This window comes from Bifidobacterium jacchi, from assembly GCF_009078285.1.
Taxonomy (GTDB): Bacteria; Actinomycetota; Actinomycetes; order Actinomycetales; family Bifidobacteriaceae; genus Bifidobacterium; species Bifidobacterium jacchi.
This window is the reverse complement of the sequence record NZ_RQSP01000015.1, coordinates 28,483-41,317: the sequence shown is the minus strand read 5'-3', so window position 1 is coordinate 41,317 and position 12,835 is coordinate 28,483. Positions and strand designations below refer to the sequence as shown.

The 12,835-nt window shown below is 62.3% G+C and carries 7 protein-coding genes and 1 tRNA gene; 1 reads left to right on the top strand and 7 read right to left on the bottom strand.

The features are described 5' to 3' along the window. Nucleotides 1-1,304: 1,304 nt before the first annotated feature. The 6 genes from fbaA to EHS19_RS05545 form a co-directional block, all read right to left on the bottom strand. On the bottom strand, nt 1,305-2,372 hold the full coding sequence (gene fbaA / locus EHS19_RS05570) for a class II fructose-bisphosphate aldolase (protein WP_151916790.1): 1,068 nt from the start codon (nt 2,370-2,372) through the stop codon (nt 1,305-1,307). A 322-nt stretch (nt 2,373-2,694) separates the two neighbouring features. Continuing rightward, nucleotides 2,695-2,768 (bottom strand) — tRNA-Gly (locus EHS19_RS05565). An 83-nt stretch (nt 2,769-2,851) separates the two neighbouring features. Next, nucleotides 2,852-3,835, bottom strand: a complete 984-nt coding sequence (htpX, locus tag EHS19_RS05560; RefSeq protein ID WP_151916789.1) for a zinc metalloprotease HtpX — start codon at nt 3,833-3,835, stop codon at nt 2,852-2,854. 126 nt (nt 3,836-3,961) lie between these two features. Continuing rightward, nucleotides 3,962-5,380 carry an FAD-dependent oxidoreductase gene (locus EHS19_RS05555; RefSeq protein ID WP_151916801.1) on the bottom strand — a complete coding sequence of 473 codons (1,419 nt, stop codon included), beginning with the start codon at nt 5,378-5,380 and terminating at the stop codon, nt 3,962-3,964. Nucleotides 5,381-6,348: 968 nt separating this feature from the next. Next, entirely contained in the window at nt 6,349-8,337 is a 1,989-nt protein-coding gene (locus EHS19_RS05550) for a hypothetical protein (RefSeq protein ID WP_151916788.1), read from the bottom strand. 280 nt (nt 8,338-8,617) lie between these two features. Further along, a complete protein-coding gene (locus tag EHS19_RS05545) occupies nt 8,618-11,410 on the bottom strand; it encodes an HAD-IC family P-type ATPase (RefSeq protein WP_241677104.1) in 2,793 nt (930 codons plus the stop codon). Here EHS19_RS05545 and EHS19_RS05540 point away from each other — a divergent pair. Beyond that, nucleotides 11,380-11,937: a hypothetical protein gene (locus EHS19_RS05540; RefSeq protein ID WP_151916787.1), complete on the top strand. Its 558-nt coding sequence runs from the start codon at nt 11,380-11,382 to the stop codon at nt 11,935-11,937. The two genes, EHS19_RS05545 and EHS19_RS05540, sit on opposite strands and share 31 nt — an antisense overlap. Before the next feature lie 190 nt (nt 11,938-12,127). Here the strand turns inward: EHS19_RS05540 and EHS19_RS11345 are convergent. Continuing rightward, nucleotides 12,128-12,835: S1C family serine protease (locus EHS19_RS11345; protein WP_241677103.1), on the bottom strand; the 708-nt coding region annotated here is incomplete at its 5' end.

Genomic DNA, 12,835 nt, shown 5'->3' with positions numbered 1-12,835 from the left:
AGAATCCTTGCGCTAAGGGGGTCGTTAGCGCAAGGATTTCTCGGCAAGAAGGGGAACTTCGTAGAATCCTTGCGCTAAGACGCCACTTGGCGCAAGGATTCTACGAACTCAGGGCAAATCCCGAAAAATACTTGCGCAAAGGAAGCACAAGCGAGAAAAGATAGAGAGGTGCAGAAGGGGAGTCAGAGCAGGGACACCACTGAGCGCAAGTTCCATGGTTCTTCTTGCCCGATGAGCGCCCTGCCTGAAAAGCGCCCCTCCCCTACTATCCCAACGGCTCAGCAACAAGGCTCAGCAACGAACCACCACCCACGATAACGACAGAAGCGCCTGCAAAATCGTTTCACTGGGACAACCAGGTTTTCGTTGGCGTTCCACGATAGTGAACGAACTTCTGACGGGGGACTTCTGACGGGGGACACTGGTGTCCCCCGTTGCAAGTTCATTTCAGGTTCAGCGACCGAAATTCGGGAATCCATCCCATTGCTCCCGAATTTTGTTCACTGAGCCTTCCCAAGCGATCATAATTCGGGAAAAACACCCAATACTCCCGAATTTCGATCGCTGAGGCACACTCAGTGAACATAATTCGGGAGATGGCCGTCATATTCCCGAATTTCGATCGCCAGCAACAACGTCCGACAACCACACCGCCAACAACTTAGCGCGATGCATCACCGCGCCGCACAACCACGCGAGCGCGCAGAGTGCACATGCAGCGCGGATTGATCGCGCATCCAGAGAGTGCCCATAGCCCTTGCAGCCCCGAATACGTGATAGTTAAGAGTCTTAACAATAAGAAACGTTGGAATTTGAGGCGTGTCGCACTTTATTTTAGGTTTTTGTAAACCTTGTGTATAGTAAGTCTCACTCATTCAACGGATGGCGAAGCAGCCATACGGACCACCCGCAGGCAACTGCGGTAGACGCCCACAAGACCACCCAGTTGCCGACAATGGCTGTCGGCGGCACTAGAGAAACGAGAGAGGGAGCCTAGCTCACTCACCACGGTGAACCCGCAGTGAACAATGGCGTTCGCGGCGGGTTTTTCGCGTTATACGGCTGCGCTTCACACGATGCAGGGAAACTCACACGATGCGGGGAAACTCACGCACGCGGTAACTCACATGGTGTAGGGATATTCACATGATGTAGGGAGCACCCCATGATGCAGGGACTCAAAAACGGCTTAATTCCAACGTTTTCACAAATCCACCACATTCGCGATCCCTACATCATGCGCACTTCCCTACATCATGGGCAAATCCCTACAGCATGGGAAGCGACGCCGGCGCCTATTTCAGTTACTTCAGCGCGCGACCGGCGGAACCGAGCTCGCGGCACGCCTCGACCACGCGCGCGGCCATCGCGGATTCAGCCTCGCGCCCCCACGAGCGCGGATCGTAGTACTTCTTCTGCCCGACCTCGCCATCGATCTTCAGCACAGCATCGTAATGACTGAACATATGCCCGGCAACCGCGCGCGTAAACGCATACTGAGTATCAGTATCAATATTCATCTTCACCACGCCGTAGCGCACCGCCTCGGCGATCTCCTCCGGCGCCGAGCCGGAACCGCCGTGGAACACCAGCGCAAACGGCTTGCCATTGGGAAAATCGACCATGCCCGCAGCCGACGCGACGCGCCCATCGACCACGGCGGTGGCGACCTCGCGCTGAATCTCGCCCAGCAGATCGGGCCGCAGCTTCACCACGCCCGGCTTGTACGCGCCATGCACGTTGCCGAACGTGAACGCCGCCATGTACCGGCCGCGCTCCCCCAGTCCAAGCCGCTGCGCGACCTTCACGCCGTCAGCCGGCGTGGAATACAGCTTCTCGTTGATCGCGGCGCGGTGGCCGTCCTCCTCGCCGCCGACGGTGCCGATTTCGATCTCCAGAACCGTGTGCGCCTTGACCGACTTGTCGAGCAGCTCCTCGGCGATGTCAAGATTCTCGGCGAGCGGCACCGTGGAGCCGTCCCACATGTGCGACTGGAACGTGGGCTCATGACCGCGGGCGACCTCGTCGGCCTCATGCGCGAGCAGCGGACGCACCCACTCGTCCAGATACTGCTTGGCGCAGTGGTCGGTGTGCAGCGCGACGGTGATGTTCGGATAGCGCTTCGCCACCTCGTGCGCAAACGCCGCGAACGCCAGCGAACCGGTGACGCGATCGTTCACGCTTTGCCCGGAGAAATACGCGGAACCGCCGACCGACACCTGAATGATGCCGTCGGATTCGGCTTCGGCGAACCCCTGCAGGGCGGCGTTGAGCGTCTGGGTGCTGGTGACGTTGATCGCGGGGTAGGCGTAACCGCCGCGGCGGGCGGCATCCAGCATTTCAGCATAGCGTTCGGGCGTTGCGATAGTCATGGTTCCATTATTCCGCCGCAAGGTGACGTTTGGGTCGCGCGAAGACGGATTGCAGACAGATTGCAGATGAAATGTGCCGTAAATCACGCTGATTGGCGGCTGGGTTGGCTGCTTGGTTCGGCGGCTCAGTTGGCTCGGCGGCTCGGCTTGGCGGTTTTTGGCTTGGTTGATTTGGATGATTGGATTGGATGGCGATTGCTGGACGACAACTCATTGACCAGTATTCGGCGCGGAGCCAGGTTCTACGCCGAGGCAAGTCGCTTTGCGCAATCTGCAATAGTCTGGAACTGTTGAAATTCCGCCGAAAATGCGGGATGACATGTGGAGCGGATGACGGGAGTCGAACCCGCCTTTAAAGCTTGGGAAGCTTTCGTTCTACCGATGAACTACATCCGCAGTGCGCGTTTAAGGCACGAATGTTCACTATAGCGCACGACCCCGACTTGCGGAAGATGGCCGCGCGCACCGTAGCCGCCGCACTACTGCCAGTACTGCGCGGACTGCTGCGCGCCACCGTAGGGCTGCTGCGCGCCGCTCATCGCCGGCATGCCATACGGCTGCTGCGCCACGCCGCGCATCTCCTGCGCCATCTGCATCAGGCGCGCAATGCGCTCGTCGGTCGGCGGATGCGTCGAGAACAGCTTCGAAAAACCGACGCGCGAGAACGGGTTGGCGATCATCATCGCCGAAACCGACTGCGTTGCCGCGGTCTTGCGCATCGGCGCCGCCTGCGCGCCATACGAAATCTTGTTGAGCGCCGACGCCAGCGCCTCCGGATCACCGGTCAGCCGACTGCCATCCTCATCCGCGTCGAACTCGCGCGTGCGCGAAATCGCCATCTGAATCAGCGACGCGCCGATCGGAGCGAGAATCGCACTCAGCAGCACGCCGATCAGACCCAGCCCGCCGCCATTGTCGCGATTGTCGCGCGAACCGCCGCCGAAATACATCAGCGAATACCCGAGATACGTGATCACCGTGGCCATCGCCGACGCGATCGCCGACGTGAGAATGTCGTGATTGTAGACGTGCATCAGCTCGTGGCCGAGCACGCCGCGAATCTCGCGTTCGTTGAGAATGCGCAGAATGCCCTGCGTGCAGCAGACCGCCGCGTGACGCTCGTTGCGACCGGTTGCGAACGCGTTGGGACTTTCGGTCGGCGCGATGTAGATGCGCGGCATCGGCTTGCCGGCCTTGGCGCTCAGTTCGCGCACGATGCGATACAGCGTCGGCGCCTCCTGCTCGGAGACCTCGCGCGCGCCCATCGAGGCGATGGCGAGCTTGTCGGAGAACCAGTAGGTGCCGAATGTGGTCGCCAAACCGATGACGATATAGATTCCCAGCGTGGCGCGGCCGCCGCCCGTGGCCCACCAGACCAGCATGACGACGGCCCACATCAGGCCGAAAAGCAACGTGGTCTTCAGCCCGTTGAAATGGCCGTGCACCCGCAAAACACCGTTCATGACCACCACACTAAAGAGCGTGGCTGGATGTTCGCTGAGCGCCGGCGGCGCGTCCGCTGCAAGGCGCTGCTAGCCGCTGCACAGTGCTGCCTGCTGCTGCACAGTGCTGCTCAGCGCGAACCGCCGCTACTCGGCGTGGGCGAGCTCGCGCATCTGCTCGGGCTCGATCACCTTCTTGTGTTCGCGGCCTTCCTTGGCACCCTCGGCGCGCTCGAACGCGTCGATCTTCTTCCAGCCGGCGAAGTCGATCGGCTTGATGCCACGCTCGGCGAGCAGACGATCGATGGATTCGGGATCTCGGTCGGCGGCGACGCGCCCGCCTTCGGCCGCCTTGGCGAGATCCTCCAGCATGTTGGTGACGATCATCAGCGCGTCGGACTTGGTCGATCCGATCAGACCGACCGGGCCGCGCTTGGCCCAACCGGTGGCGTACAGGCGTTCGCGCACGTCGCCGCCGTTCGCCTCGGTGGTGATGCGGCCGTCGCCGTTCGCGTTGGCGAGGTGCGCGCCGCGTTCGTCGTAGGCGATGCCGGGCGCTTCAGCCGGCTTGTAGCCGATCGCATGGTAGACCGCTTCGACCGGATAGTCGGTGAACTCGCCGGTGCGGTGCATCTTGCCGTCGGCGCCGGTTTCGGTGCGCTCCACGCGGATGGCGGTCACCTTGCCGTTGTCGCCGATGATTTCGGTGGGCACGGAGTTGAAGTGGATGTAGTATTTGCGATCGGCCGGGTTGCCTTCGAAGTCGACGTCGCCGTCATCCTCCATATCCTCGGCCATCTCGCGGATGGCGAACAGCTCCTCGACCATCTGTCGGGTGAGCTTGTCCTGACCGGCCACCTCGATGGTGTCGTCGTCCAGTTCGAAGTCGTCCTCGTTGATGATGAGCTGCACGCCGGGCAGCTTCTCCATCTCGCGCAGCTCCTGCACGCTGAACTTGGCCTGGGCGACGCCGCGGCGGATGAACAGGTGGAGGGTCTTCGCCTTGTTCTTGCCGATGCCCGCGTACACGTTGTCGGGGATGTCGGTCTTGGCCTTGAGGTCGTCGGCGTTGCGCATGAGCTCGCGAGCCACGTCCATCGCGACGTTGCCGCCGCCGATCACCGCCACGTTTTCGGCGGTAAGCGGCCATTCGCGGGCGCCGGTGGGGTAGCCGTCGTACCATTCGACGAATCGCGCGGCACCGTAGACGCCGTCGAGGTCGGCGCCGGGGATCGTCAGCGGCTTGTCCTTGACGGCGCCGGTGGCGAACAGTACGGCGTCGTAGCGGGCGAGCAGGTCGTCAAGGGTGACGTCCTTGCCGAATTCCACGTCGCAGTAGAGGTGGATGTCAGGGTTGTCGAGCGTCTTCTCCAGCGCGGATGCGATGAACTTGATGGACGGATGGTCGGGAGCCACGCCGTAGCGGACGAGGCCGAACGGCACGGGCAACTTCTCGAACAGGTCGATGCGAGCCTTGGTACCCAGGCCCAGTTCGTCGCCCAGCTTGTTGAGCTGGCGCAGGAAGATGTCGGACGAGTACACGCCGGCGGGGCCGGAGCCGATCACGGCGATGCGCAGTTCGCCGGGGTTGGTCGCGGATTCGGGCGCGGGGTTGGCTGCGGTGGTTGCGGGCGCAGGGCTGGCTGCGGTGGTTGCAGCGGATGCGGTGGTATTCAAAGATTCAGTCACGCGTTACAGATTAGCGCACAAGGTCATATCGCGAAAGAGTGTCGTTGTGCGGATTGTGCGCGATTGTGCGCGATTGTCGGGTTGCTGCCGTCTATGCGGCGCAGCCTATGCAGCGTCTATGCAGCGCAGTACGAAGAGTCCAGGGTCTAAGCGTCCAGGGACATAAGCGTCCAGGGGCCACACGCGCAAGAAAACCTCGGGACGAGGCTTGAGCTCGAGAAAACCTTGCGCTGGAATGCTGATGAGATGCCACTTAGCGCACTTAGCGTACACGCACTTAGCGTACTTAGCGCAAGGATTTCTCAGGGAAAACGGCCATTTCGTAAAATCCTTGCGCTGGGATGCGGCTTAGCGCAACTATCTTACGAACTCAAGGATCTTTCCGAGAAATCCTTGCGCTACGAGACCTGTTAGCGCAAAGATTTTACGAACTCAAGGCAAATCCCGAGAAAACCTTGCGCGGGTGAGGCGAGCGGGTGAGGCGAGCGCTGGCGACGCTGGACTGAGGGTCTCGAACCGAAGATACCGCACCGTATCGACTCATGACGCTCAAACGCGCACATAAAGCGCTCAAACAGCGTTGGCCCCTCGACCATGACAGTCGAGGGGCCAACGTGCAATTGTTTGTCACTCTCCGTTATACATCACTCGGGAGAGTGCTCCCTCACTCACATTTGCGTGGAATTAGCTTCAAATGTCGGGAACGGGATGCAGGTTTCCCCCTCGCAGCTACTACAAACAACATCAACAGCATTCAGTCTGATAATTTCAAATGCTGGCTCAAGATAGATCTTTCTCATCTGTTTTATCTCCATCCTTTATATCCATAGGCGTCATTCATCGTCTCATTGCTGGAGGGCATTTAGAATGCCCTGAGCATAAGACTTCTCTTCCTGAGTAGCAGAATTACTAGCGACGATTTTGGTCGCAACTTCCTGAACACTGCGACCGTCGATCTCGCCCACCGCAATTGTCTCAGTGCCATCAGCAGTCGTATATGCAACGCGCGCAGCCACGTAGACCCTACGGTTGTAGTTCGACTTGCTGACACCAGTGAACACAAGATTAGTAATCAAATGTCCCTGATCGTCGGTTTTAGTCGCATCCACAGTCGCAGAATGATTCACAGCATCTGCCGCTGTTCCATATAGCCATCCAGATCGCGGCTGATCATAAGTCGCCCCAGTCGGGACTTCAGTAATATAGCCGAATCGCAGATCACTCTTTGCGTAATCCACATCACCATCGGATGTCTTGTACTTATCGACGTTCAAAGATCCGCCCTGATACTGCACAATTCCACCTGCCGTCGGATTCTCATCAGAGGCATCGCTGTAGGCCTTGACGAACTTGGCGTAGGCGGTGCCGGTCTTGGCGGTGGTGGCGAGCGGCGTGGTCAGCGTGCCGTCCGTGTACCATCCGGCGAAGGCGTAGCCTTCGGGGGCGGCGGGAGCGGTGAGCTTGGTGGCAGGGCCGACCTGAGCGCCAGACTCGTTGACCGCCTGATCGCCACGGTAATCAGCCACGTTGGCAACCTTGGCGGTGTAGCCTTCGGTGGACTGCGTCACGTAGGAGACAATCGGACTGACATGCAGCGCAGAGGCGTTATTCTGTCCGCTACCCGCTTGGGACACGATGCGAACCTTATCGTTAGCAGCTACGTCGAGCACACCCTTGCCGTCAACGCAGTTCGTGAAGTCGGCGGACTGAGTGGCACCGGACGCGATGGTTCCCTCGCACACCACTTCGTCGTTCTTCATGAGCTTTAGCGTGATGGCAGTGCCGTTGTTGCTCGCCGCGCGGTACGGCTCATTGCTGCGCATGCCGACGGTGATCTTGCCGGCGGTCGGCGCGGTCCATGTCAGTGCGGTGCCGAGGTTATCGTTCCAATTATCGATGATGGTACCCGCCATGGTGTCACGGCTGGCAGCGGCTGTGATCGAGGTGCGCTTGCGGTCGATGCCGCCGCCGAACCAAGTATCGTAGAAGAAGATGCCGTAGTCATCGGTGCCGGTCTTCTTCGTGGTCACCGTCTGCCAAGTGTTCGTAGCAGTTTCACGCTCCACCGTCCAAGAGCCGGCAGTCGGATTATCAATATCCAAGCCGTCAACGAAACTGTACGATCCTGACTCATAAGTGAAAGTCGGAGTGGCGTAGATTGTCGACTGCGCGATGCCACTGGCGGCAGCGACATAAACCTGATCACCGGCCTGTACCTCAATGATGCGAGGAACATTCCAGCCTGCCGGAGTCTCACCGTTGTTCAATGCCACTTCAGCGATCGTGGTCAGAGCCGCTGTGCCATGCTTGACCAGAATCCTGAATGTCGCGTTGCCGGAGCCAGCGACACGACGCGGCTCATCACTCTTCAGCGTCAATGCCACGGTTCCTGCCTTCGGAGCAGTCCACACAATTGCGCCACCATTGTGGGTACTGACACTATTGGCGCCAACCACGCCACGCTTGACTCCATCAACGGTCTGGTAGCCGATCGTACCGGTTTTAGTCCCTCCATTGGTGAACCAATACCGATTCGCAGGATCGTTAGCTGATTGATTCGTGAAATTCCCAATATTGCCGGCATTAAAGGGGTTGTATTGCGTATCAGTGGAGTTGGCCCACGAAACACCCCACGGTGCAGTCACTGAAGCCTCAAACGAGGTGAAGTCGTCGACCCAGCTCCATGTGGTCCGCTCGGCGGCATCGTCGGCGACGACGGTGGTATCACCGGGCGTAGTCTGCTGCGCGACGGCCATCGTCGGCGCAATCATGGCGAATGCCGCGCCGGTCGCGATGACCGCCATGACCTTTCTTAATCCCAATCTGGAAACCATGCTTCTCTTTCCTTTCCCCATTACGGGCGGTCTTGTGCGATCCCGGCCGCATGACCTCTAGGGGCACCTAAAGGGGCATCCGCATCAGTGCGAACAGGCCACGGCGACTCCTGCGAATCGCACCGTGACCAATCGACCTTCATCGGCCAGTACCGTATAGACACGTTACAATGCCAAACTATACGGGGGTGTAACGACGTGGTGACGAATCGTGTCAAAGGGTGAAACGGGAGCAGCGAGCATCCGCACAGCGCGCATCCGCACAATGCGCGGCTGACCACTAGTCGCGATCCAGCAGGGCGGTGAGCGCCCAGAGGATGCTCACCACGTCGATCGCCTCCTGCGCGAACGCGCCGACCACCACCGGAATCAGGTTGAAGGCGGCCGCGATCATCCCCACGACGGCGAGCGCCAACCCCAGCAACACCGCCTGCATCATCACCCGGCGCGTGCGACGCGCGATCGCGATCATGCGCGGCACCGCGGCGATGTCGTCATTCATGATGACCGCCTGCGCCGACTCGGACGCGGCGGTGGACGCGCCGTCCGTCATCGCCACGCCCACGCCGGCCGCGGCAAGCACCGGCGCATCGTTGACGCCATCGCCGACCATCATCGTCACCGAAGCTCCGCCGCGCGCACCACGAGCGCCAGCGCGCGACGCGGCACTAGCCAACTCGCCAGCACCCGACGCGGCGGCGACCACCGCAAGCTTGTCCTCGGGGAACAGTTCGGCATGCACTTCGCCGACGCCGGTTTCGCGCGCGATCGCCGCCGCCGACGCGCGCTTGTCACCGGTGAGCATCGCGATACGCGACACGCCGAGCGAACGCAGTCGGGACACCGTTTCGCGCGCGTTCTCACGCGGCACGTCGCGCAACACAATGCGGGCGATCAGCATACCGTCCACCGCCACATAGGATGCCATCTCGTCGGGGCGGAGCACGCCGAAGCGCGTGCGGATGTCGCGATCGGCGGCAGCCGCAGCGGCAGCCGCAGCGGTAGTGGCATCGCCAGCCGCTGTGGTGCCGATGCCATCGCGCGCGGCCTCGCTCGCACCGGTAGCCTTAGCGCCGACAACGTCTTCAACCGCACCACCAGCCGCACCACCGCTCGCACCCGCCCCGAGCGTGGGCTGGAATCCGTCTTCATGCGCGTTCGCGAACGAGAGCCGCCCGACGCGCACCGCGTGACCGTTCACCACGCCGCGCACACCGCGCCCCGACTCCTCGACGACATCCGTCACCACCGGATACGCGCCCGGATACTCGCCCGCCAGCGCGCCAGAAACCGATGCATCAGCAATACCGGCAACGTCAGCGTCATTCCCAACGCCGGCGTCAACGCAACCGCGGACACCGGCACCACCACCAGCACCACCGCCAGCCAGCGCACCGGCCACGTCCACATCCGGGCAATGCCGCTGCCCGGCGGCGAACCGCGCGCGCAGACGCTCCATCGCCGCCGCGCCGGCCTTCGCGATGCCCTGCGAAAGAATATGCACCGAATACCCCTCGACCACGCCCGCCAGCATGAGCACATGATCCTCATCCAGCCGCGTCGCCGCGCCGGGCAGCATCTCCACACGCGTCACCTGCGGCCGCTTCGTCGTGAGCGTGCCGGTCTTGTCGAAGAACACGCAGCCAACACGACCCAGCGACTCGATCACATCCTGCGACTTGACGAGCACGCCGGCGCGCGCGAGCCGCCCCGCACCCGCAATATACGCGACCGGCGCGGCGATCAGCAGCGGACACGGCGTCGCCAGCACCAGCACCTGCGCGAACCGCGTCGGCACGCCGGAAACCGCCCACGCCACCGCGGCGATCGCCAGCGAGAGCAGCGTGAACGGCACGGCCATCCGATCGGCGGCACGCACCACGGCCGGCCGCGAGCGCCGCGCCGAATCGACCATCGCGACGATGCGCTGATACTGCGAATCCGCGGCACGCCGGGTCGCGCGCAGCATGAGCATCGTCGAACCGTTGATCGCGCCGGACGGCACGCGCGCGCCGGCGAACACCTCGCGCGGCATCGGCTCGCCGTTGATCGCGCTCAGATCGAGCGTGGCCGACCCGGACAGCAGCTCGCCGTCCACCGGCACCGTTTCGCCCGGCAGCACCGCGAGCACGTCGCCGGCGCGCACACTGTCGGCGAGGATGTCGCGCAGATGCTGGGAACGCTGTGGTTGCTGGGGTTGCTGGGATTGCTGGGATTGCGGCGCGGTGACGCTTGGCGCTGTGGGGCGGGGCTGGGTTGTGGTTGATTGGACCGTGCGAAACTGCGGTTCTGCATGGCCCGCCCGTGGAGTCGTGCGGCGCATAGGGGCGAACTTCGGGCCCTGAGCATCGCCACTATGCGCCGCGCGTTCGCCGGTTTCAGGCTGTGCCGGTCGCCCAGTGCCGGGATGTGCCGAATAATCAGCAACCACAGCCGCACCGACCGCAGCGTTGACGCCGGGCAGATCAACCAGATGAGCGGTGCGCGGCGCGGCCTGCATCAGCGCGGTCAGGCTGCCCTCGGCCTTCGCCTGCGCGTATTCCTCGATCGCCTCGCCGGACGCGATCATCAGCATGACCGCCCAGCTTGCCCAGTATTCGCCCACTGCGAGCGTCGAGAGAATCGCGACCACGGCCAGCAGGTCCACGCCGACCTGACCGTGGCGAATGTCGTCGATCATGCCGCGGACCGTGTCGACGACCACGAACAGCACCATCGCGATGATCAGCCACTGGCCGACGCCGGGGTCACCCAGCAGGGGGATGCGGACGGGGGATGCGTGTGCGGCGGCGGAAAGCGGCGATGTGGCGGCGTTCTGCGCATTGGCGGCGCTGGCAGCGTTGGCGGCATGCTGTATGGTGGCGGCGGCCGGCGCGCCCCAGCCGATGTGGCTGCCGGCCGGGAACCACGGCCTCCATTCGCCAAGCAGGGCCAGCGGCAGCGCGGCGAGTATCACGCACGGCAGCAGCGGCACCTGACGAAACAGGCGGCATATTGCGGCGATTGCGGCTGCTACGCGGGTTGTCTTGTTTGATGAGGTTGATGATGAAGAGGATTGTGGCGCTACGCCCATCGGTGCTCCTTACGCTCGCATCGGAGCCGATCGCGATCGTGACAGCGGGCGGATTCAACACGCGTGGCCACCACCGCGAACGGCAGTTCGGTCACGCCTTGTTAACCCACCGGCGACAGCGCCGGGCGATGAGCCCCGCGCGCCTTTCCGATACACGGCGTAAAGATTGTCGAGATCGAGCGTACACGATACCGCGGATGAGCAGGGCCGGCACCGGCGCCGGCGCGCACCGCTACACTCTGATGTGCCCTATGCGCCCTGGTATCCTGAGTCAGAAGTTCGTTGACGAATTTCTGGCGCAGGATGTTGGCCGTTGCCCGGCCTGGCATGATGCCTGCTCGGACAATGGCATGTTGGTTGCCAATTGGCAACCAACCAGCAGCAACGGGAAAAGAGGGAAAATGGCGGAATCGCAGGGATTTCGCCTGCTCAGTGCCTTTGAGGCGGTCGGTATGATGGTTGCCAATTGGCAACCAACACGCCATTGGTCGAACAGGGACCAGTGCGCTGCGTCAGAAGTTCGTTGACGAATTCCTGACGCGGCACACTAGCGGCGGTCACATGGCGCGACCCCGGTCACGCGGCGCGGGCGCACCATGTGACCGGGGTCGTACAACCCTTGATTTCAACTATTTCAGGGGGAGGTCACGCGGAGCGGGGCGCTCCCTGTGACCGAACCCGCGCCATGTGACCGCGCGGGTGGCGTCACCACTGGCGTCACCACTGGCCGAACGGGTCGAACAGGCCGCCGTCATCGTAACCGTTGCCGGAGTAACCGTTGCCGTTGGAGCCGTCGGAATTGCCGTTGGAACCGTTGCCGTTGCTATTGCCGTTCCCGTTGGAATTGCCGTTGGAGTTGCCATTCGAGTTCGAGTTGCCGTTCGAGCGGTTCGACCCGCTCACCGCGGCCTCCTGCTTATCAAGCGTGACCTGCACGTCCATGGTCTTGCCGTCGCGCACGATCGTCAGCGTCACCTTGTCGCCAAGAGCGGCCGCGCGCACGAAGCCCAGCAGCGAGTAGTTGTTGTTCACCGCGTTGCCGTTGAACGCCACGATCGTGTCGTTCTCCTTAAGACCCGCCTTGTCGGCCGGACTGCCGGAGACGACCGCCGCGCTGGAACCGCCGGACGTGATCTTCGCGCCGCCACGGGTCACACCGTCGGCCTCGACCGTGGAACTCGTAATCGTCACGCCGAGCTGCACGTGCTTGACCGATCCGTTCGCGATGATCTCATCGGCCACGCGCTTGACAAGATTCGCCGGAATCGCGAAGCCGATGCCGATCGAGCCAGCCGACTCGGACGACGTGGCGGTCGATGCGATCGACGAGTTGATGCCGATCACCTGGCCGGCCGCGTTGAACGTCGGGCCGCCCGAATTGCCGGGGTTGATGGCCGCGTCGATCTGCACCGCGTTGGTGTAGAT